The 25291-nt window shown below is 69.0% G+C and carries 24 protein-coding genes; 7 read left to right on the forward strand and 17 right to left on the reverse strand.

Going from position 1 to position 25291, the window contains the following annotated elements; all coding sequences use genetic code 11:
- Nucleotides 1-21 precede the first annotated feature (21 nt).
- On the reverse strand, nt 22-264 hold the full coding sequence (locus ABZ808_RS20225; RefSeq protein ID WP_357008580.1) for a hypothetical protein: 243 nt from the start codon (nt 262-264) through the stop codon (nt 22-24).
- Between the two features lie 47 nt (nt 265-311).
- Here ABZ808_RS20225 and ABZ808_RS20230 point away from each other — a divergent pair, with 47 nt between their 5' ends.
- Complete coding sequence (locus ABZ808_RS20230; protein WP_357008583.1) at nt 312-854, forward strand: hypothetical protein; 543 nt, start codon at nt 312-314, stop codon at nt 852-854.
- Between the two features lie 164 nt (nt 855-1018).
- On the opposite strand, the gene ABZ808_RS20235 is transcribed toward ABZ808_RS20230, so the two are convergent.
- From ABZ808_RS20235 to ABZ808_RS20250, 4 genes are read right to left on the reverse strand one after another with little or no spacing between them, the layout of a single operon-like run.
- Nucleotides 1019-1267, reverse strand: coding sequence for a DivIVA domain-containing protein (locus ABZ808_RS20235; protein WP_357008585.1), 249 nt, complete (start codon nt 1265-1267; stop codon nt 1019-1021).
- Nucleotides 1264-2319: an FAD-binding oxidoreductase gene (locus ABZ808_RS20240; protein ID WP_357008587.1), complete on the reverse strand. Its 1056-nt coding sequence runs from the start codon at nt 2317-2319 to the stop codon at nt 1264-1266. Before ABZ808_RS20240 ends, ABZ808_RS20235 begins: the two co-directional genes overlap by 4 nt.
- Nucleotides 2316-2606 carry a hypothetical protein gene (locus tag ABZ808_RS20245; RefSeq protein WP_357008590.1) on the reverse strand — a complete coding sequence of 97 codons (291 nt, stop codon included), beginning with the start codon at nt 2604-2606 and terminating at the stop codon, nt 2316-2318. Before ABZ808_RS20245 ends, ABZ808_RS20240 begins: the two co-directional genes overlap by 4 nt.
- The gene (locus ABZ808_RS20250; RefSeq protein ID WP_357008593.1) at nt 2603-2830 is read right to left on the reverse strand and encodes a hypothetical protein; all 228 of its coding nucleotides are present in this window, start codon (nt 2828-2830) and stop codon (nt 2603-2605) included. Before ABZ808_RS20250 ends, ABZ808_RS20245 begins: the two co-directional genes overlap by 4 nt.
- A 232-nt stretch (nt 2831-3062) precedes the next feature.
- Here ABZ808_RS20250 and ABZ808_RS20255 point away from each other — a divergent pair, with 232 nt between their 5' ends.
- Both ABZ808_RS20255 and ABZ808_RS20260 read left to right on the forward strand, forming a co-directional pair.
- A complete protein-coding gene (locus ABZ808_RS20255; RefSeq protein ID WP_357008595.1) occupies nt 3063-4223 on the forward strand; it encodes a helix-turn-helix domain-containing protein in 1161 nt (386 codons plus the stop codon).
- Nucleotides 4220-4759, forward strand: a complete 540-nt coding sequence (locus ABZ808_RS20260; protein ID WP_357008597.1) for an isochorismatase family cysteine hydrolase — start codon at nt 4220-4222, stop codon at nt 4757-4759. The genes ABZ808_RS20255 and ABZ808_RS20260 overlap by 4 nt, the downstream gene beginning before the upstream one ends.
- A gap of 75 nt (nt 4760-4834) precedes the next feature.
- Here ABZ808_RS20260 and ABZ808_RS20265 read toward each other — a convergent pair whose 3' ends face one another.
- Nucleotides 4835-7414, reverse strand: coding sequence for an ATP-binding protein (locus ABZ808_RS20265; protein WP_357009534.1), 2580 nt, complete (start codon nt 7412-7414; stop codon nt 4835-4837).
- A gap of 740 nt (nt 7415-8154) precedes the next feature.
- Here ABZ808_RS20265 and ABZ808_RS20270 point away from each other — a divergent pair.
- On the forward strand, nt 8155-11241 hold the full coding sequence (locus ABZ808_RS20270) for a DUF3427 domain-containing protein (RefSeq protein ID WP_357008599.1): 3087 nt from the start codon (nt 8155-8157) through the stop codon (nt 11239-11241).
- A gap of 145 nt (nt 11242-11386) precedes the next feature.
- Nucleotides 11387-11815: a VOC family protein gene (locus ABZ808_RS20275; RefSeq protein ID WP_357008601.1), complete on the forward strand. Its 429-nt coding sequence runs from the start codon at nt 11387-11389 to the stop codon at nt 11813-11815.
- Between the two features lie 13 nt (nt 11816-11828).
- On the opposite strand, the gene ABZ808_RS20280 is transcribed toward ABZ808_RS20275, so the two are convergent.
- From ABZ808_RS20280 to ABZ808_RS20300, 5 genes are all read right to left on the reverse strand, one after another.
- Complete coding sequence (locus tag ABZ808_RS20280) at nt 11829-13067, reverse strand: hypothetical protein (RefSeq protein ID WP_357008604.1); 1239 nt, start codon at nt 13065-13067, stop codon at nt 11829-11831.
- A 155-nt stretch (nt 13068-13222) separates the two neighbouring features.
- Complete coding sequence (locus tag ABZ808_RS20285) at nt 13223-13606, reverse strand: YciI family protein (protein ID WP_357008606.1); 384 nt, start codon at nt 13604-13606, stop codon at nt 13223-13225.
- A 115-nt stretch (nt 13607-13721) separates the two neighbouring features.
- The gene (locus ABZ808_RS20290) at nt 13722-14996 is read right to left on the reverse strand and encodes an RNA polymerase sigma factor (RefSeq protein ID WP_357008609.1); all 1275 of its coding nucleotides are present in this window, start codon (nt 14994-14996) and stop codon (nt 13722-13724) included.
- 49 nt (nt 14997-15045) lie between these two features.
- The gene (locus tag ABZ808_RS20295) at nt 15046-15579 is read right to left on the reverse strand and encodes a hypothetical protein (protein WP_357008612.1); all 534 of its coding nucleotides are present in this window, start codon (nt 15577-15579) and stop codon (nt 15046-15048) included.
- 45 nt (nt 15580-15624) lie between these two features.
- Entirely contained in the window at nt 15625-16788 is a 1164-nt protein-coding gene (locus tag ABZ808_RS20300; protein WP_357008615.1) for a hypothetical protein, read from the reverse strand.
- 215 nt (nt 16789-17003) lie between these two features.
- Here ABZ808_RS20300 and ABZ808_RS20305 point away from each other — a divergent pair, with 215 nt between their 5' ends.
- Nucleotides 17004-18557: a gluconokinase gene (locus tag ABZ808_RS20305; protein WP_357008617.1), complete on the forward strand. Its 1554-nt coding sequence runs from the start codon at nt 17004-17006 to the stop codon at nt 18555-18557.
- A 48-nt stretch (nt 18558-18605) separates the two neighbouring features.
- Here the strand turns inward: ABZ808_RS20305 and ABZ808_RS20310 are convergent, their stop codons facing one another.
- Complete coding sequence (locus ABZ808_RS20310) at nt 18606-18890, reverse strand: antibiotic biosynthesis monooxygenase (protein ID WP_357008620.1); 285 nt, start codon at nt 18888-18890, stop codon at nt 18606-18608.
- 220 nt (nt 18891-19110) lie between these two features.
- Between ABZ808_RS20310 and ABZ808_RS20315 the strand changes: the two genes are divergently transcribed.
- Nucleotides 19111-20346, forward strand: coding sequence for a serine hydrolase (locus ABZ808_RS20315; RefSeq protein ID WP_357008623.1), 1236 nt, complete (start codon nt 19111-19113; stop codon nt 20344-20346).
- 7 nt (nt 20347-20353) lie between these two features.
- Here ABZ808_RS20315 and ABZ808_RS20320 read toward each other — a convergent pair whose 3' ends face one another.
- The 5 genes from ABZ808_RS20320 to ABZ808_RS20340 form a co-directional block, all read right to left on the reverse strand.
- Nucleotides 20354-21154 carry a hypothetical protein gene (locus ABZ808_RS20320; protein WP_357008626.1) on the reverse strand — a complete coding sequence of 267 codons (801 nt, stop codon included), beginning with the start codon at nt 21152-21154 and terminating at the stop codon, nt 20354-20356.
- Nucleotides 21155-21246: 92 nt separating this feature from the next.
- Nucleotides 21247-22005, reverse strand: a complete 759-nt coding sequence (locus tag ABZ808_RS20325) for a MerR family transcriptional regulator (RefSeq protein WP_357008629.1) — start codon at nt 22003-22005, stop codon at nt 21247-21249.
- A 50-nt stretch (nt 22006-22055) separates the two neighbouring features.
- Nucleotides 22056-24311: an EAL domain-containing protein gene (locus ABZ808_RS20330; RefSeq protein ID WP_357008632.1), complete on the reverse strand. Its 2256-nt coding sequence runs from the start codon at nt 24309-24311 to the stop codon at nt 22056-22058.
- A 360-nt stretch (nt 24312-24671) separates the two neighbouring features.
- Entirely contained in the window at nt 24672-24905 is a 234-nt protein-coding gene (locus tag ABZ808_RS20335) for a zinc-ribbon domain-containing protein (RefSeq protein ID WP_357008634.1), read from the reverse strand.
- A 102-nt stretch (nt 24906-25007) separates the two neighbouring features.
- On the reverse strand, nt 25008-25286 hold the full coding sequence (locus tag ABZ808_RS20340; protein ID WP_357008636.1) for a hypothetical protein: 279 nt from the start codon (nt 25284-25286) through the stop codon (nt 25008-25010).
- Nucleotides 25287-25291: the final 5 nt, after the last annotated feature.

Below are 25291 nucleotides of genomic sequence, written 5' to 3' on the forward strand. Positions count from 1 at the left end.
GCCCGTGAGTGCGCCGCTCAATCAGGGCCGCGAGCGGGGATTGGCCTGCTTTGCCTTGCTCGCCTCGATTTCTTCCATCGTCGTGACCTGATACCGGCGGCGCGCGGGACGCGGCTCTTTCACCGCGAACAGCGCCTCGAACGGCGCCGCATGCTCCTCGCAGCGGTCGGTCTCTGCGGTCCGCCCCTCCGAGACAACCCCGTACGTCTTGGCCTCGCGCCGCCTGTCCTGGCACACGTCACACACAGTCAAGCTGACCTTCACAACGGCTCCTGTTCCCGTCGCCGACCCTGCATTGCAGCTTACTGACAGTGGTTGACGTGATGATCATCCGGAGGTTCACTCATGGGAGTCGCAGTGGCTGGCTCGCCAGCCGCGAGGAAGGTCGAACTGATCCGATGCCCGCAAAGAAGATCCAGAATGAGCAGGAGGCCATCCGGTGGTTCGAGGAGGGGCGGACCTACCAGTGGATGGTTGAGGAGTACCGCCGCAAGTACGGCGTCGAAACCGTACCGTCGCTGTGGGGAAACTTCCGCCGACGGCGAGGGCTTCAGCGGCGGACCATCCGCAACGACGAACTGATCCCGTGGCTCCTCAAGGATGAGCACCGCTGGCTCTTTCCGATCCAGATGCTTCGTGCCGAGGCACGCCGTCGCTCTGGCAAGCAGTTGCGCGATGACGAGAGGGCAAAGCTGGACGCTTGGCTCAGGCGCCTCGCCCGAGAGAACGCTGTCCTGCACTACGACCCGGACACCGAGGAGGGCTGGTTCTACGTCCTTCGGCGGGAGGGTATCGACACGGACGTCATCCGCGTGCCCGAGCGGAAGACGACCACGCGCCCGGCCGCAGACTGAGACTGAGCACCGCCACCCAAAGTGCCACCCGCCCAACCGGCGGCCGACTCGCAGGGCCGGGAGCTGCCGGCGGAGCTGTGGGAACACTGACTCGCCGGACACAGAGAAGCTACGCGCCCATCGAGAAGGAGCCCGTCGCTGATCCATTCGGGGCAGGTGGCCGTCTAACCGCCTGCGGCGCGGTCGGTCTGCCAGGCGCGTAGGGCATTTTTGATCCGCTCGTTCTCGGCGTGCGCCTGGTCGAGTTGACGGGACCGTTCTCCCAGCTCGAAGGCGAGCCGGTCCAGGAGCGCATGCACGTCGTCGGGCCGGTAGCCCCGCTGCCCGTACCGGGTAAGGGGAAGCGTCACGTCGCGGAGGCAGCTCGGGGTGAGCGGGCCGGTCAGCGGCCCGAGGCTGCGGTAGACCGTCACAGCATCACGGGCAGGTTGATGCGGTCGGCGGGCACGCCGGCGGCGAGCAGGCGCAGCCGAGCACCGGCGAGCATCAGCGGCGGCCCGCAGACGTACACGGTCTGCGAGGCGGCGTGGTGCTGGAGGGCGATGGTGAGGGCGTCGCCCTGTTCGGCCGGCTCGGCGCTGGGATCGTGCGAGAAGGCCGGTACGACGGTCAGCCAGTCGTGGGCGCGTTGCAGCTTGTCGAGGGTGATGGCGTCGTACAGGTCGGTGAAGGTGCGCGCTCCGACGACCAGCGTCACCCGCCGACCGTCGGGTGCGGCGGCGACGTGTTCGACCAGGGCGCGCAGGGGTGCCAGGCCGGTGCCGCCGGCGACGAGCAGCAGATCACCGCCACGCAGGCACAGCCCGGTGTTGGCGGGTGGGCCGAGCCAGATCAGCTCGCCGGGGCGTACCTCATGGGTCAGGTGGTGGGAGACGGTGCCGGCGGGTACGGCGCGGACGTGCAGCTCGACGGTGCCGTCGGCGCGTGGGGCGTTGGCCGGGCAGAGCCAACGCCAACGTCCGGGCAGGCGTGGTGTGCAGACCGGGACGGCCTGGCCAGGCTGGTGGGGCAGGCGTCGCCAGGGACGTACCGTCAGGATGGCGATGTCGGGCGACGGCCGTTCGTGGCCGATCACCTGGGCGGGCCACCAGGCTGGGCCGTCGCCGACGCGGGCGGCGGCGCGACGCACGGCGTGCGTGGCGCGGTCCATGGCGCGCTCACCGGCGAAGGTCAGCGAAGGCGTCCATGGTGGATGCGCGTGCCGGGCCACCGTCGCGAGCAGCGCGTCACCGAGGGTGGGGGCGTGTGGGAGCAGGTCATAGCGACGGTACGCGCGGCCGAGCACCGTCAGCAGCGCCGCCCGGCCTGCCCGGTCGTCGCCGCCGAGCGTGAGCTGACCCAGCGCGTGGAAGAGCAGCGGCGCCTCACGGTTGGGGAGCAACCCGGGACGGCGGTCCTCCACGGTGCACCAGAAGTCGCCGGCGGCCCGATCGTCGACCGACGCCCAGGCTGCGGCGAGGTTCACGCGTCCACCTCGAACGTCCGCCGCACCTGGGCGATCTGGTCGTCCGGCAGATCGGCCGCCCAGAGCACCCCCACCAGGTAGTCGACGACCCTCCGATGCTGCGCCTCCGACAACCCCAGGCCGCGCCAACCGTCGCTCGGCGTTGCTCCTCCGGCGAGCGCGTTGGCCAGGCCCGCGGTGAGGTGCGCGGCGAGTCGACCCAGGTCAACCCCGATGAGGTACGGCGACAGCTCCGCGTCCGCCACCACCAGCCGCAGCCACTGGCCGACCGCCTCCCCCGGCGTCATGCCGCCGGCCCCTGACCGAGCTGCGCCTCGGTGAAACCGGCGGCTTCCAGGGTCGCCCTCCCCCAGCGGGCGAGCCGGCACGGGAACGGGACACGTTCACTGCGGCACAACTCGCCCTGCGGCCAGCTCTCTGGGACGTGGACGGTGACCGCCCGCAGCGCGGTACACAGGTCCTCGTCGGTGACGGGTGTGAGGACCGGGAAGTCGTCGATCAGGGTGGGCATGCCGGCTCCGAGACGTTGACGGATGAGGCGGCGCCGGGGCGGGCGGGAGCGGAGCTGCGCCGTTCGGGTCGGCGCAACCCCGGAGCCAGCACCCGCCCCGGGCCATGCGTCCACACTCGCCATGCGATCGATATCGCGGTATGACTACACCCTGTATCTACGCTGTACCTAGGCTGCACAGAAAGCCGATGAGCTGCCCGAGGCGGTCACGGCGCGATGGGAGGCGAGAGCTTTGCCGACGGTCCAGGCGTGGACAGGTTGCGAGACCCGCGCGCTGCGACAAGCGCTTCGCATGAGCATTCGCGAGTTCGCGGAGAACCTCGGGGTGAGTGAGCGCACCGTCTCCAAATGGGAGGCCGGTCGAGACGCGGTGCATCCTCGGCCAGAGATGCAGGCCGCACTGGACACCGTGCTGAGCAGAGCCGGCAGTGAGGTGGTGGACCGTTTCGTCGCTGCCACTAGCCGGACAGCGCCCCAGCATAGCCCTGTCGCGACTGGCTTTCGTGTCCAATCCCACAAGTTCATACCGGCCTACGTTAGCGCGCCGACAACCCCGGGGCTGGCCGCCCGAGATGGCTTCCATCGACGCCCGCATGAATGGCTGGACGTCTCAATCGTGGAGCTGCCACACGCGGAGGGAACGTGCACCGCTCACGTCTTTGCGTGCGGTGTCGTGGTGCTGCACGTCGTGCAGGAGTTGCACTTCCGCACCTTGGCCGCACTGGCTACGTGGCGATACACCACCTACGAGGAGGACGTGCCCTGGGCAGCCGATCAGGTTATGGGGCTCCTTTCGCCTACTCCATCCACCGATCACGTGGCTCCTGAATACGTCCTGTCGATGTATGTCTTGCAGGAGTCGGCATGGGGCGATGGCGAACTTGAGAACGCCCTGCGTCTCATGAGCCTGCCGTCTGTACTGGTCAACCGTCACGCGACGCCGTATCCCGAGCCTGTGGACGACCACGTCGAACGTCGGTTACTAGCCCAAGGCTTCGATCAACCTTCAGTTCAGCCCTTCGGCGTCCATGGAGTCTCCCTCGGCTACGCCAGTTGGGCCGGCGTCGCCTACCACGCCCTGTCCCCCGAGCGGGCTCTCAGGGTCGACGACCTGGTGTCCTGTGAGGTCGACGTGCAGATGCTCTGGGCCTACTGCCGCCACATCCAGCGTCAGGTCGAAGACGGACGGGATCCGGCCATGCCGCCCGAGTTCGGCTGGCGCTTCCTCCGAGCAGCTCACTCACGATTGACTACGGCGAGGGCACGCGAGACGGCGCAGCATTGCATGATGCGCGAAGCGACGCTCTCGACGAGCGGCCTTCCGGCACGACTCGTGCAGGCCCAGACTGCCCTTCGCGAGACTGCGTCGTTGAGTGGCAGAGTCGACACATGAGCGAGAAGCGCGCCGCCCTGATCGTGATCGACATGCAGAACGGCTTCATCAACGACCGAAGCCGAGGCGTCATCCCCAAGGTCGTCGAGCTAGTGGAGAGCTGGGAGGCGACTGGGCGGCCGGTGGTGTTCACCCGCTACCACAACTACCCCGGCAGCCCATTCGAACGGTTGATTCACTGGTCTTCAGTGCAGCGCCCACCCGAGACGGAAATCGTGCCCGAGCTGGCGCAGCATGCCAGCCGCGCCAAAGCCGTGATCGACAAGACGATCTACTCCTACTTCTCTTCGGCTGGTTCCGACTTGACCGAAAAGGAGGGGTGGACCGACCTTGTTTTCTGTGGCATTGCGACGGAGAGTTGCGTGCTGAAGTCAGCGGTTGATGCCTTCGAACGCAACCTGACACCGTGGCTTGCAACAGACGCGTCCGCCAGCCATGGGGGCCAACTTGCACACGACGCCGGCCTTCTAGTTGCTCGCCGGTTCATCGGTGGCGGGCAACTCGTCGGTACTGACGAACTGCGTGTCATGTTCTGAACGATAAGACACGGCATAGCGCCCACCAAATGAACCCATCAGATCTGGGACATGGAAAAAGAGTCACCTCGGTCGTCAATGCTTTCCTACTGAATCTCCTAAACGTCGCCTCAGGCTCTCACAGTGCTGGTTAGCAGGCTCTCGCGCGAGCCCTTCAGCCACCCACCCTCCCGCCGCGTCGGCATCCTGATCGTGCATGCACAGCCAGGCCAACCTAGAAAGGTCAGTCGCGTCAGCTTCATCCGCCCTCAATTCCATGAGACGGCGGAAGCTACGAATTATCAGCCTGCGCTCATCTCCGTTCAAATCGATCTCTTTTCGAGACAGTAGCCCATTCAATCGAGATGCGGACTCGCTCAAATCATGATAAGGTGGCATAGCGATTTCGGCAAGCTGTAGACGTGCGTGCATCTCAGCCAAATGATTTCCCGCTGCACGATAGCAATCGATTAGCCGCTTCCACGCATCCTGATCGGCCGGCCTAGCCTCTAGATAACGGTTGATTGTGGTAATCACCTTCTCGCTGGAAAGTCCAAGGTCTTGGTACAAGTCGGCCAGGTTTAACCACGCGGGAGGGTAGGAGCTGGCGATATATTCAATAACCGCGAACTCCTGCTCAAGGTCAACTCCCCGGCGTTCACGACTAGCAATCGCACGGACTAGCCGGTCTACCCGAGGGCCCAGACCCCGGGCCAGATCAACCGTGGATGTCGCACCGAAGCCGCGAATTAGCTCCAGGTCGGCTTCAATGGCGATCTTCAACGGGCTCGTTACCAACTTCCGCCGGCCGAAGAGCGCAGCAGCTAGCGGCACAGAGAGATAATCCGCTTTAGTTGCTTCCTCGAAAGTGGTCTCAACCAGTGAGAGTTGTTGAAGTTCTGACAAGGCCCTCTGTACATCAAGGCGCTCATTTCCGGGCCGGAGAAGTACCGCCTCTAGGCCAATACGAGGAACAAGAGAACGCCAACTACAGAGGGTCAGAAAAACGCGCTGACCTGCCGGCGAAAGCGCCGCGAAGGACCGGTCGAATAGCGCGTCCAACATGGCGTCCTTGCCAGCAATGACCCTCTTTAATGACGCCTTTCTGCCCATACTCGCCACTTCACCGAGCAGCACCTTGGTTATATACGGGTGCCCGTCCGACTCCTCAAATAGCTCTTCCTCAAAAGCGGCATCTACTAACTTCTCTATATTCAAGCGAGTGCTGACCTCGGAGACCAGCACCGAAAATTCCGCTCGGGTCATTCCTTCAACTTCGACAGGATAATCAGCCTTGAAATCGCGACTCCGCGTAGTGATAAGAACCTTGTTGGGGAGCCTGACGGCGTTGCTCAGGTAGCTGTATAGCTCAGCCTGCTCTCGGATCGTCTCGAAATTATCCAGAACGAACAGGAATGGACCGTCTTTATCCTGCCCAGAAAGGCAGTTTGTCAGGTAATCCCGAGCCTCAGGTAGCTTAGGGGCCAATTCTGACGTCATCAACTGTGCGAAGTCTTTCGCGACATCCTCAGTCGACACAACATCTGCCTTCACCACACGCGGCCCTTCAGGCAACAGGTCGATATCCCTTGCACTAAACCAAACGATTGCGAAGAAATTGTTGTCGTTCGCTAGGCTATGAAGGACTTCGAGTGCCAAAGAGGTCTTTCCTACCCCGCCTCGCCCATGGAGGGTGACAACGGGGTGCCTGCTATCGCGCAGAAGACCAGAGAGCTCGCGCTCCAACTCTCCTCTCTGTACATAAGACGGGCGCCGCGGGGGCATATTAGAGAATGAGTTGCCGATTACGTCCAGCTTAGGCCTAGCTGTCGTCTCGCTCGTAACCTGCGCCTGGACAGGCAAGATGTACTTGCTACCATCCTGAGACCTTGTCTCATCGGAGATATACGACAACACTTCAAACGAGAGCTTTTGGAAGTTGCCATTCGGCAGAAAGAAGTCGGTAAGGTCGGGATCGGTAAACAAAAGCCTTACGTGACGATATCCGTCCAGGTATACGTAACTTCCGTCAATCAAGCCATGGTTACTTTCTTTGGTGAGACTAGAGAAGGGCCCTCGATCTCCCCCAAACCCGCTGACCCGATACTTGCCCGACAAGTTCCTACGAACATACGCCCAAGGTCGAGAGAATGCTGGAGCAGATTCGATGACTTGCAGTAGGGAGTCCTCCAGCTTAGGGCAAACCTTCGACAAGGCAGAAGCCGTTGGCGCCCCATGCCCTCTAGTTCGATTTCTCAACCACACAAATTGGCGAACCCACTGGCGAAAACTTACTTTTTGTCGGCTTAATTCTAGTATTGACGGGTCAAGGGAACGGCACGCTTCATTAAGTAAACTCACCGCGTTCCTTTGCCAGCAAGTCTCGGATGGACCCACTTGAACGCTGAGAGCTCTTTGCGAGTCTCTCGCAGCCGGTACCAGCAGCTGGCTTGCGGGGCCCGTGAGAGCCTCATCCAGCACGTCTGCCCACTCGCCAATACCGTTAGCACGAACCAGACGGTACTCAAGAGAATATCGATGCTGTTGACGATCGTCTTGCAGGGCTGCCAACAGTTCTAGTGTCAGTAGCTTAACTAAACATTCACCCATGTACAGGAGGTCGAAGAAGTAGGATGTGTCAGAGTCTTCCTTGGCCCTGTTCGCTCGTTCTACCATCCTGACGATGGGCACGAATTCCGAAACCACCGGTCGCCCTCCAGTTTCTCATTAACCATCACCGATTTCTTGCAGTCGAGACAAGCCGACTGTTTAGGGCTGAACGTTGAGCTGCATTCGTCATGCATGGACCACTCATCGAGAACACGCAAGCTCGTCGCGACAGTGGACGCCTGCGTTGATGCCCCGGAGTGATTCGAAGCCACTGGCCGACTGCTGCACGTCCACTTCTCATCTTAAAGAGTGGGTGATTCAGCACCATTGCCAGGGTTGCCTCGTCGGTGCCAAAGGGTGCATGGATCAGGACCACGAGGCGACTGCTGATGCACCTGCCTGCTGATATGGCCGCCACCACCGGCTCTGCTGCACTTGTAGATGAGATCTCCAGCCCAGCAAGCACCCTCGTTCATCTCCCCACGAAGCGTGCCGTGGATACTACCGGTCCGAGTCTCGCCAGCGGGAGCCCTTGTACTCAACTGTTCAGGCAGGCCGATCCGACTGTTTCTCTTGTCAACTGCCGACCGAGTCAAATTCTTCAATCTTGGACCGAATGCTCTAAAGGAGGCGTCCAGCGGATAGGACCGCGCCAAGATGACGGCAGACAATGCAGTGTTTGCGGAATGATGGCGCCAGCCTGGAAAGCCCCTGCTAAGGGAATACATCTGTCGGCGACCCGACACCGGAAACTCGACGGCCAGTCAGGACAACATCGTGGCGCCACGACCGGCTAGGTTGCCCGGATGACGGATCTTGAGCGGGGTGTTTACGAGCACCTGATCACCCGTGAGCTGGCCGAGCGGCTCCAGCACGTCGACCCCGATCAGATCCAACGCCACAAACTCGACCCCGCCGACGCCCACCACACCCTCGCCCGGCACATCGCCACCCTGGCCGCCCGCGCCCTGCAAGCCCTCCCCAACGGCGACGACAAGCTCCACCACCAGGTCGAGATGGCAAATCGCATCGCCGAAGCCATCGCCACCCTGAGCCCGAAGGCGGCGACACAACAGGACCAGGTAACCGACGCCAAGCACCTGCTCCACGCCATCGCGGCCCCGCCAACCCCTCCCGCGCTACCAGCCTTCCCGCAGCGCCCCACCACCCCACTCTCCACCGGCGCGCTGCTGGTCAACGGCCGCCACCAGCCCCGTATCGGCCACGAAGTCAACCACGAGATGGCGTCGGCCGAGAGCGTGGATCTGCTGTGCGCGTTCATCAAGTGGTACGGCCTGCGCATCGTCGAGCCGGCCATCCGCGAGTTGATCGCCCGCGGCGGCCGAGTCCGCGTCATCACCACGACCTACCTGGGTGCCACCGATCAGCGAGCGCTGGATCGGCTCGCCGAGCTGGGCGCTGAGGTCAAGGTGTCGTACGAAACGCGGACCACTCGCCTGCACGCCAAGGCGTGGCTGTTCCGCCGGTCCAACGGCACCACGACCGCGTACGTCGGCTCGTCGAACCTGTCGAAGACCGCGCTGGTGGACGGCGTGGAGTGGAACGTCCGCATCTCGAACATGGAGCAGCCGCACGTCATCGACACGTTCACGGCGACGTTCGAGGACTACTGGAACGATCCGGCGTTCGAGGCGTACGACGCGACCAGGGACGCTGAGCGGCTGCGGCACGCGCTGAGCGGCGAGCGGCGCGACGAGGCACCCACCGAAATTTCGAACCTGGACGTGCGCCCGTACCCGTACCAGGCGGAGATCCTGGCCGACCTGGACGCCGAACGGCTGGTGCACGGGCGCTGGCGCAATCTCGTGGTGATGGCGACCGGCACCGGCAAGACCGTCGTCGCTGCCCTCGACTACCGCCGGCTGCATAAGGCAGGCCGAGCAGATTCGCTGCTCTTCGTCGCTCATCAGGAGCAGATCCTGCGGCAGAGCCTGTCGACGTTCCGGCAGATGATGGGGGACGGCAGTTTCGGCGAGACGCTTGTCGCGGGCGAGAAGCCGAACGGCTGGAAGCACGTCTTCGCCTCCATCCAGTCGCTGCACCGCCGCGAGGTCGACCCCGAGGCGTACGACATGGTGATCGTCGACGAGTTCCACCATGCGGAGGCACCGACGTACGCGCGGCTGTTGGAGCGGCTGCGTCCCCGCGTACTCCTGGGACTGACGGCGACCCCCGACCGGGCCGACGGCGGCGACGTGCGCCGGTGGTTCGACGGCCGGGCGGCCGTTGAGCTGCATCTGTGGGACGCGTTGGAGCGGCAGTTGCTGGCGCCGTTCCAGTATTTCGGGCTGCACGACGACGTGGACCTGTCGCAGGTCGCCTGGAAGCGTGGGCAGGGCTACGACCCGACGGAACTGGACGGCCTCTACACCGGCAACCACGCTCGGGCGCGGTCGGTGCTGCGGGCGGTTCGCGACAAGGTGGACGTCGGGCGGATGCGGGCGCTCGGGTTCTGCGTGAGCATCGGGCACGCGGAGTTCATGGCCGACTGGTTCAACCAGCACGGCGTGCCGGCGGCGGCGGTGACATCGCGGGCGGACCGCGCCGGCCGGGCGGGGATGTTGCAGGACTTCAAGGCCGGCAAGCTGCGCGTGCTCTTCACCGTGGACCTGTTCAACGAGGGCGTCGACCTGCCCATGGTCGACACGATCCTGATGCTGCGGCCCACCGAGAGCGCCACGATCTTCCTGCAACAGCTCGGCCGTGGCCTGCGCCTGGACGACGACAAGCCGTGCCTGACCGTGCTCGACTTCATCGGCGGGCAGAATGCCAACTTCCGCTTCGACCTGCGCTGGCGGGCCCTGACCGGGGTGACCCGGCGGGCCATCACCGAAGCGGTTCGGGACGATTTCCCGAGCCTGCCCAGTGGCTGCCACGTCGAGTTGGACCGAGTGGCGAAGGAGGTGGTGCTCGCCAACCTGAAGTCGGCGCTGCCCACCTCGAAGGCCGGCCTGGTGGCTGAGCTGCGGCAACTTGGCGACGTCAGCCTGGCGACGTTCCTGCGGGAGACCGGCCTGGAGATCGAAGATGTGTACCGGTCGGCCAGCGTCGGCGGCTGGGCTGGGCTACGCCGGCTCGCCGGCATCGAGACGTCCGCCGCCGGCCCGGACGACCGGGAGCTGGGTCGGGCCATCGGCCGCATGCTGCACACCGACGACCCCGACCGGCTGGAGCTGCTGACCCACGTCGCGGCCGGACCGCCCGCGCCAGGTCAGCAGGTGTACGCGGGGAACAGCCGCCTGCTGGACATGCTGCACTTCAGCCTCTGGGGGCCGAACGCACCTCTGGCGGCACGGGACGAGCGGCTGGGGCGCCTATGGAAGGAGCCGGCCCGCTGCACCGAGCTGCGGCAGGTCGCCGACGTGCTGCGGGATCGCATCCACCGGGTCACGCCGGCCGCCACCCCTGGGGCAGCGCCGTTGCGGACGCACGCCCGCTACAGCCGCAACGAGGCGTGCGCCGCCTTCGGGATGACCAACCCGGGCTCACTCCGCGAGGGGGTGAAGTGGCTGCCCGACGCCCAGGCCGACCTGTTCTTCGTCACCCTGGTCAAGTCCGAGGCGCACTACTCCCCCACCACCATGTACGCCGACCGGGCCATCACCGACACGCTGTTTCAGTGGGAGTCGCAGAGCACCACCTCGTCGGCCTCCGCGACCGGGCAGCGCTATACCTCGGGCGGCTCGGCCGTGCACCTCTTCGTTCGGGAAACCCGGATCGCCGACCGCGACCTGGGCGCGCCGCCGTACCTCTACGCCGGCACCATGACGTACGAGTCGCACACCGGCGACCGACCCATGCGAATCCTGTGGCAGCTCCACCACGCACTGCCCGCCGACGTCTACGCCACCGCCCGGACGATCGCCGCATAGCCCCACCCGGTCAAGCGGCGTCCGCGTTCGGCGATGAACGAACGCAAGCCGCGAGTCACACCCCACCGTTAGCGTGACCTCGGTCCCCGAGCACGGCGGCAGCGTCCAGGCCACCTGCCGCTCCTCTGAGTGATTGGATCTACCGATGGAACAGCGGATCAGCCTCGTCACTCTCGGAGTCACGGACGTGGCACGCGCGAAGGCCTTCTACGAGCAGCTCGGCTGGCGTGACCAGGAGGTCGAGGAGACGGTCTTCTTCCAGGCCGGCGGCCTGGCCCTCGTCCTGTGGGGCCGCGACAAGCTCGCCGCCGACGCCGGCATCTCCAATCCGGGCACCGGCGCGATGACCCTGGCCCAGAATGTCCGCTCCCGGGCGGAGGTCGACGAGGTGATCACCACCGCGATCAAGGCCGGTGGCGAGGTGACCAAGCCGGCGCGGGAGACGTTCTACGGCGGCTACGCCGGCTACTTCGCCGACCCGGACGGCCACATCTGGGAGATCGCCTGGAACCCTGGCTTCCTGCTCGGCCCCGACGGCACCCTCACCGTCCCCGACTTCGGCGCCACGGGCTGACGCGAGCAACAGGTCACGACTCGGCCGGCGGGCAGAGCAGCAGGTCCACCAGCGGCAACAGCCGGCCCAGGCAGGCCGTCAGCAGCGTGGGGTCCTCCGGCGTCGGCGTGGTGGCCACGCCCGTCACGGTGGGCGACGGTGATGGTGTGGACGGGTCCGGTGTCGGCGGCGAACTGGCGGTTGGGGCCGGAGCGGTAGGCGGAGCCGGCGCGGTGGACGCGACCGGAGCGGTGGGCCGCTCCGGAACAGCGGTCGGGGCCGGAGCAGCTGACAGAACCGGATCAGCAGCGGTGGCCGGTGGAGCAGGGACATGCGACGGGACCGCCGGCCGGACGGGCTGAGAAGGACTCGACGGCCCGACCGGGGCAGCACCGGTGCCCGGCCCCGGCGTTGCCGGAGTTCCCAGGCTGGTCGTACCCGTCTGGAGTGCCACCGGCCCGCCCGCACGCGGGGGGCCGACAGTGACGACGGCGGACGCCGCCCGCCGCTCCGGGCTGGCCTGCGGTGGCTCGACGGCGGGCCCGAGCGTCGCGACCACCGCCGTCGCGACGGCTGCGGCGACGAGCGCCCGGCGGTCGGGGCGTACCGCGAGCAGTGGCGCTTCGTCCGGCTCAGCCGACGGTGGCGGTGTCGGCCGCTCGCGTCGGTGGGTGGCCAGCAGGTCGTCGAGCTGGTCGATGACGGTGGCGCGTTCCCCGGCGACGGCAGCGACAGCGAGGGCCAGGTAGAAGCGGAAGTTCACCGCGGCGTTGGCCGGCACGCGCAGCCCGCCCAGCGACCCGTGGTCCGGCAGCAGCGTGACCGGCACGTCGGGGTGGTGCGCGGGGTCGGTGAGGTCGGCGTACCGCCATTCGCGCCGGTGTTCGCGGCCGGCGAAGGCCACCCGGCGGCTGGTGACGACGGCCATGCCGGCGTCGACGACCCGCAGGCCCGCCGGCAGGGTGTCGCTGATCGGCGCGGCGCAGGTGAGTGGACCGGGCGCGGGTAGGCCGGGGACGTGCCGCGCCTCGGCCTCGACCAGCTCCGCGAGGGGTACGACCCGGAAGACGAGTTCGTCGTCGTCCAGGTCCACGGGCAGGCCGGTACGCGGTTGCGTGCACCCGAGGAACTCGGCGGCCTCGATCCGCAGCCGGCGCAGGTGCTCGCCGTGTCGCCGCCAGGTGTCGACCGCGGCGCGGTACGCGTGCTGGCGCCGCTCGTTCTCGCGCTCGACCCAGGCGGTGCGCCACGGGGAACGAGCCAGTGAGGTCACGGTCACACGCGGTACAACCGCTCATGCGCGGGACAGGGAACGCACCAAGGATCGATGCTTCCCTTTGGTCCTGAAAGGAGAGATTTGACGGGCCGGCATATTCCGGCTCGCGCCGCCGCCCAGGCGATCCGGACGGCGGCGCGACGCGGGCCTGGTCAGGCCGACTGGCCGTGCTCGGGCCCCTCGTAGACCCGGCGGATGTCCACCTCCACCTCACCGATCGTCTCGGCGAAGACGTCGGAGAACCGTCGCCCCCACTCCACGGCCTCCTCGTGGGAGCGCACGTCCACCAGCGCGAACCCGGCGATCAGCTCCTTGGTCTCGGTGAACGGCCCGTCGGTGACGGTGGTCTTGCCACCGCTCACGGTGATCCGGGTGGCGTCAGCCTTGGAGCTCTTGCAGAGCCCCTCGGCGGCGAGCAGGATGCCGGACTGCCCGGCCTCCTTCATGAAGGACTCCATCCGGGCCATGAACTCCGGGCTCGGGTTGAACGCCCCCGGCAGGTTCTCGTCGAGCTTGTGCATCATCATGTAGCGCATCGGCTGGTCCTCTCGTTGTTGACGAACGCTGTCGGCCGCTGAGCGCGGCCGGGCCGGCTTTCACTGACGCGTCGAGCGGCCGGACCGGGATACGACATGGCGGGCGAAGAAATTCTCAGCGGGTCGGCGCGACACCTCGGGCGCAGTCGGCGGCACGGGCGCGCAGCAGCGCGCGTTCGCGTTCGTTGCCGGTCAGCTCGGCGGCCCGCTCGAACTCGGCACGCGCCTCGTCGTGGCGGCCCAGCTTGGCCAGCAGGTCACCGAGCACGCTGGGCAGCAGGTGATAGTGGGCCAGCGCCGGCTCCTCGACCAGCGCCCGGGCCAGTTCCAGACCGGCGGCCGGGCCGTGCGCGAAGGAGACCGCGACGGCCCGGTTCAGCTCCACGACCGGCGACGGTACGACCCGGGCCAGCTCCGCGTAGCCGGCGGCGATGCGCGCCCAGTCGGTGTCCTGCGGGGTCGCCGCACGGGCGTGGCAGGCGGCGATCTCCGCCTGGAGGGTGTACGCGCCGGGCGGGCCACTCGCCGCCCGCGCGCGGTCCAGGGCGGCCAGGCCGCGGCGGATCAGCAGCCGGTCCCAGCGCCCCCGGTCCTGCTCCAGCAGCAGGACCGGCTCGCCGTCGGCGTCGACCCGGGCGGCGGTACGCGACGCCTGGATCTCCAGCAACGCGGCGAGCCCGTGCACCTCCGGCTCCTCGGGCATCAACTCCTGGAGGAGGCGGGCCAGCCGCAGCGCGTCCGCGCAGAGCGCCGGGCGCATCCAGTCGTCGCCGGCGGTCGCGGAGTAGCCCTCATTGAAGATCAGGTAGATGACTTCCAGCACGGAGGCGAGCCGTTCGGCACGCGCGGCCACGCCGGGCACCTCGAACGGCACCCGCGCCTCGGCGAGGGTCTTCTTGGCCCGGGTGATCCGCTGCGCGACGGTGGTCTCGGGCACCAGGAACGCCCGCGCGATCTCCTCGGTCTTCAGCCCGCCCAGCACGCGCAGGGTCAGCGCCGCACGCGCCTGCGGCGAGAGGACGGGGTGGCAGGCGGTGAAGACCAGCCGCAGCAGGTCGTCGTCGATTCGCTCCTCGAAGGCCGCGTCGAAGTCCGGGGTGAACCCGTCGTCGTCGAGATCCTGCCCGAGTTCGGCGACCGAGCGCTCCAGCAGTTTGCGACGGCGTAGCGCGTCGATCGCCCGCCGCTTGCCGACCGTGGTGAGCCACGCGCCCGGGTTGGCCGGTACGCCGTCCCGCGGCCACTGCTCCAGCGCGGCGACCAGGGCGTCCTGGGCGAGTTCCTCGGCCCAGCCGACATCGCGTACCAGCCCGGCCAGGGCGGCGACGACCCGCCCGGCCTCGATTCGCCACACCGCCTCCACCGTGCGGTGCACCTGCTCAACCTCCATGACCGCACATCAGAGCAGGGCGGCTCAGGCTCCACAAGGACCGCACGGTTCAGTCGGCACGGCGCGGGTGGGTCAGCGGGCCCCGGGCCGGAAACCGCGACCGGGTACGCGGTGGGTACGCCTCGCAGTGCCCGCCCCACTGTTCGGCGGCGACCGTGAGGGCGTCTGCGGAGACGGTGAGGATCAGCGGGTAGATCGCGGTGGTCGGGCGACGCATCCACGGGGGCAGCGACTCGGCGGAGAATTCCACGATCAGCTCCAGCCGGCGGCGGCGGAGCACCCGCGTTCGCAGCGCCAGGTTGGGTTCGGTGAAGCGGACCGTCGCCGGTGGCGGGTTCGGCTCGGCGGCGGCTCGCGCCTGGCCGTGCAGCCAACTGCCCAGCGCGCGGGCCTCCTCGGCCATCAGGCTCGGGTAGTGGTGCGACCACATCTGACCGTCGGCGGTGCGGGCGTCCACCTCGATGAGCAACCAGTCGTGCCAACCGGGCGCGGACCGATCGGGGTCGTCGGGCGGGTCGATGCCGGGCTGGTAGCCGATCGGACGGATCCGCACCCGTGCGCCATCGTCGGACCGGATCTCCACTCGATCATTCTGGCCGACCGAAGCAGACTTTAAACCCTAAATCGGTCACTTGGTGATGGTCCGCCGTACGCCCCGATGCTCGGCGCAGGCATCCGACCGACCACCGGTCAGGCTGACCGAGCCGTCCCGGCACTGCACCAGATAACCCCGACCGGCCCAGAACTGCGGCACGCACTCGAACCAGTCGCACACCTCGGCGGCCGGCCGGCGGATCCGGGTGCCGCCGCAGAAGTCGTACCCCAGCGGGTTTTCCGGGGCACCGCAGCGCGGATCGCGCGACGCGGTCGCCGACGGGCGTGGCGGCGTCGGTTTCGTCGACTTCGACGGCTTCGGCTTGGCGCTCTGGGTGGGCGGCGGGAGCGCCGGGCGGACCAGCGCGGGGACCGTGCTGGGGCTGGGCGCCGGGGTGGCCGCGACGGCGACCTCCGCGCCGCCGGCCGGGTCGGACGGGTTCGAGTCGATCAGCGCCGCCGGCACCAGCAGCGCGATGCCCGCCGCGACCGCGACCGTGCGCCGACCACCGGGCACGAACGACAGGAGCCGAGCCTGCGCGGGCGTGGCCGCGGCCGGCCGGAACGGTTTGAGCTGGTCGTGCTCGGCGATCAGCTCGTCGAGTTGGGCGAGCACCGCCGGACGCTGCTCGATCGCGTCGGCGAAGGCCAGCGTGAGCTTGAACCGGAAGTCCGCCGCCGCGTCGGCGGGCAGCAGCAACCCGGAGGTACGCCGCCGGTCCAACACCTGGATCAGGGTGACCGGCGCTGCCGGGTCGTGGGCCAGGCCGGTCATCCGGCCGTACGCCCAGTCGCGCCGGCCACGCCCACCGAGCAGCACCAGTCGACGGCTCGTGATCACGGCCATGCCGGCGTCGGCGACGCGGACGCCGTCCGGGCGGCGTTGGCGCAGTGGCCCGGCCGGCGGGGCGACCGTGAGGTCCGGCGCGGGCAGCACGGTCGTGTGTCGCACCTCGACCAGTTGCGCGGCGGGCAGGGCCCACAGCACCACCTCGCCGTCGGCCAACTCCAGTGGCAGGCCAACACCGGCCGCCGCGGAGCCGTGGAAGTCGGCGGCCAGGGCGCGGAGCCGCCGTAACTCGTCGTCGCGACGCCGCCATGCCGCCTCGGCGCCACGGAACGTGCTGACCCGCCGCACGTTCTGCCGGTGCGCCCACCGGTACCGCCACGTGGAACCCGTCGATTCAGTCTTTGCCACGCCGACTCCTTCGCCGCGCAGGCCACCAATCTGGGGTGTCACTGGGTTAACAGCCCCGCCGCGCGGAGCGGACACGCCAGAATGGGCGAAATATCCGATCGGCGGAGTAACCCACACGATAGGGCGATACTGCTGCGGAGGTTCATGCGGTTCGGCGTGTGCCAGCCGGGTGGCGACGACGCCACCGCAGCGTTCGTGACGGGAGGGGTGAGGTCATGCCGACAGGCACCCTGCCCGGAGTGGTGATCGGGGTCGACCTCGGCACCACCAGCACCAAGGCCGTCGCGTACGACACCGACGGGCGGCTGCTCGCCAGCCACGCGGCCGGCTATCCCCTCGACGACCCGCAGCCCGGGTACGCCGAGCAGAACCCGGAGGTGATCCTCGCCGCGGTCGTCGGGTCGATCCGCGCGGTGGTGGCCGAACTGGCCGCGCCGGTGGCCGGGCTGTCGTTCGGCTCCGCCATGCACAGCCTCATCGGGCTGGACCGGGACGGCAACCCCCTCACCCCGTCGGTGACCTGGGCCGACGCGCGGGCCACCCGGCAGGCCGAGCGGTTGCGGGCGGTGCCGTCCGGGCTGGCTCTGCACCGGCGCACCGGGACACCGATGCACCCGATGTCGCCACTGCCCAGGCTGCTCTGGTACGCCGAGCAGGAGCCGAAGCTCTTCGAGCGGGTCGCGCACTGGGTCGGCATCAAGGAGTGGGTGCTGCTGCGACTCTGCGACGCACTGGTCATCGACCACTCGATCGCCTCCGGCACCGGGCTGATGGACATCCACCGGCTGGAGTGGGACACCGAGGCCCTGACCATCGCCGGCATCACCGAGGAGCAACTGCCCCGACTGGTCGCCACCACGGCCGTCCTGCCCGGGCTCACCCCGCAGGCCGCCGCCGCGACCGGCCTGCCGAAGCGCACCCCCGTGGTGGTCGGCGCCGGTGACGGGCCGCTGGCCAACCTGGGCCTGGGCGCGGTGCACCCCGGCATGGTGGCCTGCTCGATCGGCACCAGCGGCGCGATGCGGGTGATGGTCGAACGGCCCGGCGTCGACCCGCTGGGCGGGGTGTTCTGCTACGCGCTCACCGAGGACCGCTGGACGGTCGGCGGCGCGATCAACAACGGCGGCATCGTGCTCAAGTGGGCCGGCACGGCACTCGCCCCCGAGCTGGGCGAGCACGCCGAGGAGGAACTCGTCGCCATCGCCGCGCGGGCGCCGGTCGGCTCGGGCGGGCTCATCATGCTGCCGTACCTGCACAGTGAACGCGCTCCACACTGGAGTGCGTTACCGCGCGGCGCGTACGTGGGGCTGACCCACGGGCACCGCCGCGAACACCTCGTCCGGGCCGCGTTGGAGGGCGTCTGCCAGCAGCTCGCGCTGGTGCTCAGCTCGGTGCGCGCCGCCGGCAACGAGGTCCGTGAGATCCGCGCCGGTGGCGGCTTCGCCGGCAGCGGCCTGTGGCGGCAGATGCTCGCCGACGTGCTCGGTCTGCCGGTGAGCTTCCCGGCCGCGCACGAGGGGTCGAGCTTCGGCGCCGCGCTGCTCGGCATGCAGGCGTTGGGGCTGATCCCCAGCATCGACGTCGCCGCCGACCTGGTGCGGATCGAGGAGACCGTCCGCCCCAACCCGGCCGCCGCCGCCACGTACGCGTCCCTGCTGCCGCTCTTCGCCGAGCTGTACGACGCGTTGGTGCCCGCCTTCACCTCGATGCGCCGGCTGGCACCCGGCCTGCCCGCCCAGCCCGTCACTCCCGCAGGGCCACCGATGTAGCCCTTCGGCCGGCCGCAACAGGGCCGACCCCGGCGGGCGCGGGCCTGGTCAGGGCGCCTCGACGCCGGAGATCAAATAGCGGTGCACGTCGGCGTCGAGGATGGCCACTGTCTGCTCCTCGCTCGGCCCGGAGTCGCGGAACGCCGCCAACTGCTCCTCGGACTCCCAGCGTTCGTAGACGTGGATCCGCCCCGGCTCCAGCGGGTCGGCCGCGAGCAGGAAGTCGAGACAGCCGGCGGCGGCGCGGGCCTGCGCGATGACCGGGGCACAGTCGGCGAGATAGCCGTCGCGCGCATCCGGCTCGACCTGCAAGCTGCCAGCGATGATCAACATTGGGTGCCTCTTCCGGGGGGTCGGGAGTGCTGATGAGCGTGATGCCTGTGAGACATTTTGATGTCTGTGAGACATCAGGCTATCGGCGACACCGCCGCCCGGACGGGTGACACCAGACCCGGCGACACCACTGGCCCCCGGCGCTTCATATCGTGCAAACGTGAGAAAAAGCGACAAGAGGCGCTCATCTTCCCTGCTGGCGATGCCTGTCCGCGTACCCATGAAATGGCTGACGGCGGCGGTCGCGCTCGCGGTCGTCGCGACGACCGGGCCGGCCACCGCGGACGGTCCGGGCCGCGCGCCCGTCGCGGAGCCGACGCCGGAGCGGGCGCCGACCAGCGAGGTGTCCTGGTTGTCGTTCCCGGGCGGAGTGTTCGCGGTGGACTCGCTCGGGCACACCGTGCGCTACCGCGCCTGTGACGGCGACACCGGCCGGGTCGCCGACCCGGACATGCGGGTGGCCGCCGGGGTGGCCAGCGGTGAGGTCATCGTCGGGGGCACCGGATACCGCTACCGGGTGCCGCTGGTCGGGCGGAGCGAGGGCACGCTTGAGGTGATCCGCCGGCACCGCCCGCCAATCGAGCTGCCCGGCGTGGTCGTCACCAGCCCGCAGCCGCCCACCGACCCGGTCGCGGGAGCGCGGTTGTTCCCGCTCAGCGGGCAGCTCGCCCGCGTCGTGGCCGACGCCAGCCTCAACCCGGCCGGGGTCACCGTCCGCGACCTGTCCGGCCGGTACGGCGACCAGCAGATCGCCGTCAACGGCGCGCTGCGCCCCAAGGCCGCCAGCGTCATCAAGCTGTGGATCCTCGTCGAGCTGCTCCGCAGGGTCGACTGTGGACAGGTCTCGCTCGACGACGGTGTGCTGGTGACCCCGGACGACGTGGTCGGCGGCACCGGCCAGCTCCAGTTCGAGACGTTCCCGCAGGTGGTCACCCTGCACCGGCTCGCCCAGTACCTGATCAAGTACAGCGACAACATCGCCGCGAACGTGCTGATCACCTACCTGGGCGGGTTCGCACCGGTCAACGCGCTGATCGACTCGATGAACCAGCGGTCCACCATCCTGGCCCGCCGGATGCTCGACAGCGCGGCCGCCCAGCGTGGCGAGGAGAACTACACCAGCCCCGACGACGTGGTGTCGCTGCTCGGCGCGGTCTGGGACGGCGACATCCTCAGTCCGGACTCCCGCGACCTGATGATCGGCTTCATGCGGGAACAGACCCTCAACACCAAGATTCCGGCGGCGCTGCCACCCGGCGTGCCGGTGGCACACAAGACCGGCGACCTGCCGGACGCCTCACACGACGTCGGCTACTACCTGATCCCCGGCACGGAGACCGCCGTCGCGTTCCTCACCGCCGGGCCGATGGCCACCGGCGACGAGACCGTCCGCCGGATGGCCCGCACCGTCTACGACTTCCTCGTCACCCCGACCGACGGCGCGGTCGAGGAGTGAACCGACGTCACGCGCCGGGGATGTTCGCCGGCGGGTCCTCGCCCACCAGATCGGCCGCCGGCGGGTCGGCCGACACCGGAAGACCGAAATCCGAGTACGTCAGGTCGAGCTGCGCGGTCTTCGACTGCTCGGTGGCCAGCTCGATCCGGTAGCGGACCAGCCGACCCTGCTCGTCCACGGTGGCGGTGAACGGCACCGCCGCGGCCCGGTCGCCGAGCACCCCGCCGACCCCGCTGCCCAGCACGGCGGCGCTGTCGCGCAGGTCCAGCGTGCCCGCGTACTCCCGCGCACCGGTCTGCCGGACGTTGGCCGGCGCGGTGAGCGTGCTGGCCAGCCGGGTGTTGTCCAGGCCCTGCTTGGACCCCGGAGCGCCCGGGGCGCCGACGTGCCACCAGGTCTTGCCGTCCCAGACCGGCACGCGACGGTCCGGGGCGCTGACCCGCACGTAGACGTCGGCCCCGGTGGTCAGCCGCTCGATCTTCACCTCACCGTTCGGCACCTTGAGCGAGGTGGTCTCCAGCCCGCGCTTCGCCTTCGGGTCCCAGAGCAACACCGTGCTGTCCCCACCTGCCGCCCCGCCGGTGCCCACCGTCAGCCTGTACGACTGCTCGTCGGCCTTCACGGCGGCGGCCTTCAACGCGCCGACCGGGTCGGTCGGGACCGGCGCGGGTGAGGTCGGGGCGGTCGACGCGCCGGCCGACGGGCGATTGGCGTCCGGCTCGTCACCGGCGGCGACCAGGGCCCACACCCCGCCGGCCACCGCCACGGCGAGGACGACGCCGGCGGCGACCAGCTTGGGCTTCTGCACGGTCATCTCCCCCGATCGGGCACGCCGCCGGCCGGCCGCCGATCGACGTTCACCGCGGTGCGGCCCGGCCAGACTAGCCGGACCGCACCGACTCACGCGCGGCTGATCGCGTTGGCGTGGATCGCCTCGTTCAGGTACGCCGCCAGCCCCGGCGCGATGGTCTCGTAGTGCGCGGTGAACCGCTCGTCGGCCAGGTACATGTCGGCCAGCCCGGTGTGTATCTCGTACGAGCACTCGTAGAACCAGCGGCCGATGATCTGCCGGTGCTCCTCGGCCAGGTCCATCGCCTCCGGGCTGTCGGCCGGCGCGCCCGAGGCCAGCACGGCGACGATTCGCCGACCCCAGTCCTCGTTCTCCGCCTTGATCCGCAGCCAGTCGTCCTTGCTGTGGCCCGAGGCCCGCCGGTTCGACTCCCGGTACGCGTCGGTGTCACCCCAGCGCCGCTCGGCCTCGGCCTCGTGCTCCTCCGGCTTGAAGTCCCCGAAGACCTCGAAGCGCTCCTCGGGGGTGAGGTGGATGTTCAACTTGCTCGCCTCCATCGCGAACTCGATCGCCGCGACCATCTCCTGCAACCGCTTGATCCGTACCGTCAGCAGCTCGTGCTGGCGACGCAGGTGCGCGGCCGGGTCGGCCGCCGGGTCGTCGATGATCGCCGCGATCTGCTCCAGCGGGAAACCCAGCTCGCGGTAGTACAGGACGAGCTGCAACCGTTGCAGGTCCGCGTCGTCGTAGCGGCGGTAGCCGGCCGCCGTCCGCCCGCTCGGCGAGAGCAGACCGATCTCGTCGTAGTGATGCAACGTCCGGACCGTCACGCCGGCGACCCTCGCCACCTGACCCACCGTGTACGCCATGGTTCCCCTCCCTTCCGGAAACCAGGCTCCCGCCTGCCGCTACGTGAGGGTCAAGCCCGATTCTGACCCACCGTGGCGGCGGCGTCCGGCCGCCCGTACAGATAGCCCTGCCCGCGTGGGCAACCGATCGCGGCGACCGCCTCGTGCTGGCGTTCGGTCTCGACCCCCTCGGCGACCACCGCCAGGTCGAACGCGCCGGCCAGCCGGGTGACCATCTCCACGGTGGCGTACGCCCGGTCGTCCGACCCGAGCCGGGCCACGAACGACCGGTCGATCTTCAGCTCGGTGGCCGGGATGCGGTGCAGGTAGCTCAGCGACGAGTAGCCGGTGCCGAAGTCGTCGATGGCGATCCTGATGCCCAGATCCCGAAGCTGGTGCAGCCGCTCCAGCACCGCGTCGGTGCCCTCGATCAACGCCGACTCGGTCAGCTCCAGGGTCAACGCGCGCGGGGCCAGCCCGGCGGCGCTGGTGGCCGCCGTGACCGTGGCGATCAGATCCGGCCGGCGCAGGTGCGCGGCGGAGATGTTCACCGCGACTGTCGCCTCCGGCGCGCGGCCCCGCCAGGTCGCCGCCGCCCGGCACGCCTCGTGGATCACCCAGCGGTCGATCGGCAGGATCAGCCCGGTCTCCTCGGCCAGCGGCAGGAACTTCGCCGGCGGCAGCATTCCCAGCCGGGGATGCCGCCAGCGCACCAGCGCCTCGGCACTGCGTACCGCGCCGGTGGACAGGTCGACGATGGGCTGGAACTCCAGGTGCAACTGGTCCTCGTCGACCGCGCGGCGCAGGTCGGCGATCAGCTCGGCCCGGGAGACGGCCGACTCGCGCAGCGCCGGGGTGCACGTCCGGTACGCGGACTTGCCGGCCGCCTTGGCCGCGTACATGGCGATGTCGGCGTCGCGCAGCAGATCGGTGTGGGAGGTGTGCTGCGGCCCGTACTCGGCGATGCCGATGCTCGCCGACGGGTGCACGCCGACGTCCTCCTCACCGTCGGACGGCCGCAGGGCGTCCAGCAGCCGTTCGGCGAGGCGTTCCGGGGGCACCGGCCGGTCACCGTCGACCAGCACGGCGAACTCGTCCCCGCCGAGCCGGGCAATGGTGCCGTCATCGCCGACCGCCACGCGCATCCGGGCCGCCAGGCCGGTCAGCAGGGTGTCACCGGTGGCGTGCCCGAACCGGTCGTTGACCTGCTTGAACCCGTCCAGGTCGAGCAGCAGCACGGCCACCGGTCGCCCGTCGCGCAGGGCCAGGCGCAGCCGCCGGTTGAACAGCAGCCGGTTGGGCAGCCCGGTGAGCTGGTCGCCGTACGCGAGCCGGCGCAGCCGGACCACCAGCCGCAGGTTCTCGTTGGCCGCCAACCCCTGTCGTACGGCGAGGGCGGCGAGCAGCACCATCATCGTCACGAAGATCAGTTGTGGGGTCTGGCCGGTGGGCCGCCGGGCCAGCACCACCGCGATGATCGCCCCGCCGACCGGCAGGTACGGCAACGCCACCCGCCACCAGGGCGGCAGCGGCGACTCGGCGGTGTCGTCGGTGCCGTCGCAGTCCGGCGGCGGCGGGTTCCTGGTTGCCAGGCCGATCAGCAGGTAGCTCAGCGGCCAGCACAGGTCGATCGGATGCCCGGCGGCGTAGTCGCCGCGGGCGACCAGCGACACGTAGACAATGTCGGCGACCACGCGCAGGGTGAGGCTCGCCGCGAGCACGCTCATCGGCCGCCACATCGGCCGGACCGGGCCGGAGACCGCGACCAGGATGGTGAGCTGCATCAGGTCGAACATCGGGTAGAGCAGCCCCAGTGTGCGCGCCGGGTCGGCCAACTCCGCGGCGGCGACCCCGCGGAACACCAGCACCCAGGCGATCGGCACCAGGGCCAGCGCGACGATGACCCCGTCCAGCAACGTACGGGCCCGCCCGACGGCGCTCCGAGGCGCGGACGGCGAGCTGAGCAGCGCGGCCGTGCCGGTGAAGATGCCGGCGACGAAGACCGCCCCGACCAGCGGGGTGTGCGGCAGGTCGCCACCGACGAGCCGCTGCACCGTCCAGATCGCCCGGCCGAGCGCGGCGAGCGCCATGGTGACCGCCAGCAGTGTCCAGAACCGGCGCAGCGGTGCCGGATGTCGACGGGCCACCCCGACGCACGCGGCCGTCGCCCAGCCGGCCACCAGCATCCCGCCGAGGTCACTGACCAGCGCGGCGCCGGGCAGCGCGGCGAGCAGCCAGCACGCCTCCAGGACGATGACCGCAGCCGCGACGAACGCACCGGCGGGGCTACGCGCCCTCGCAGCCTGCTGCACGTCCTGTCGGGACACGGTCGCTCCGGCTCGTCGTCGTGCGTGCACCCTCGGGAGGACCGGTCCACGGCAAACCCCGAAAGCCTAACCACCGCCCGAGTACGCCGCCAGGGCCGAAGGTTGACGCCGGTCCAGCCACGAGCGGCCGTCCAGTCAGGGTCTCCGGACAGCCGGTGCGCGCCCGGCGGGTCCGGTCAGCGGCCGGTGGAACGGTTCCAGGGTGAGCGGGGCAGCCTGGTGCCGGCCAGCGGGCGGCGGGCGCGGCGGCGTTTCCGCCGGCCGGGGGTGCAGGGCGGGCGCGAGGCGGTGTGCACCGCAGCGCCGGCCGGGGGCGGTGGCCGGCGGATCAACCAGCAGAGGAAGCGTTCCATCGACGGGTCAGCCGACCGGGAGGCGCTCGGCGTCGGACTTGGAGATCTCGTACTGCGCTCCGCAGAACGTGCACTGCGACGCGTACCGGGTGCGGATCGGGATGAGGGGAACGAAGAAGAGGGAGAATTTGGTCGATCGGCGGCTGATCACCTGAGCGGCGTGGTTGCCGCAGTGGCGGCAGACCTGCTGCACGACCCCGGACCGGTCGACCTTGGTCCGCAGACCGAAGATGAAGAACATCGAACGCCAATACCCACTGCACCGCGAAAAGTCACCGGATCCAGCCGGCGGATCAGAACGACCGCCGCTGACGCCTGCCTCACGGCTGGCGCGGCGGCTGGTCTACTGCCCTCGTCGTTCGTTCAACTCGCCCGCGAGCCTGCGCAGGAAATCGCGGAACCCCTGCTCGCTGTGCGGCGTCTCGATGTCGTCGGTCAGCAGGCCGGTGTATCGCTGTGCCTGGGCGATCGCGTCCGCGTACACGTCCGGGCCGTCACCGAAGTAGCGCCGCTCCATCATCGCCGCGGCCATCTGGCTGGCGGCGGCGTCGTCCAACTGCGGGGTGAACATCACCCCGTACAGGATCTGGTTGGTGACGCCCTTCCAGTCATGGTCGCTCATTCCGC

Source organism: Micromonospora sp. NPDC047527 (assembly GCF_040643015.1).
GTDB lineage: Bacteria > Actinomycetota > Actinomycetes > Mycobacteriales > Micromonosporaceae > Micromonospora.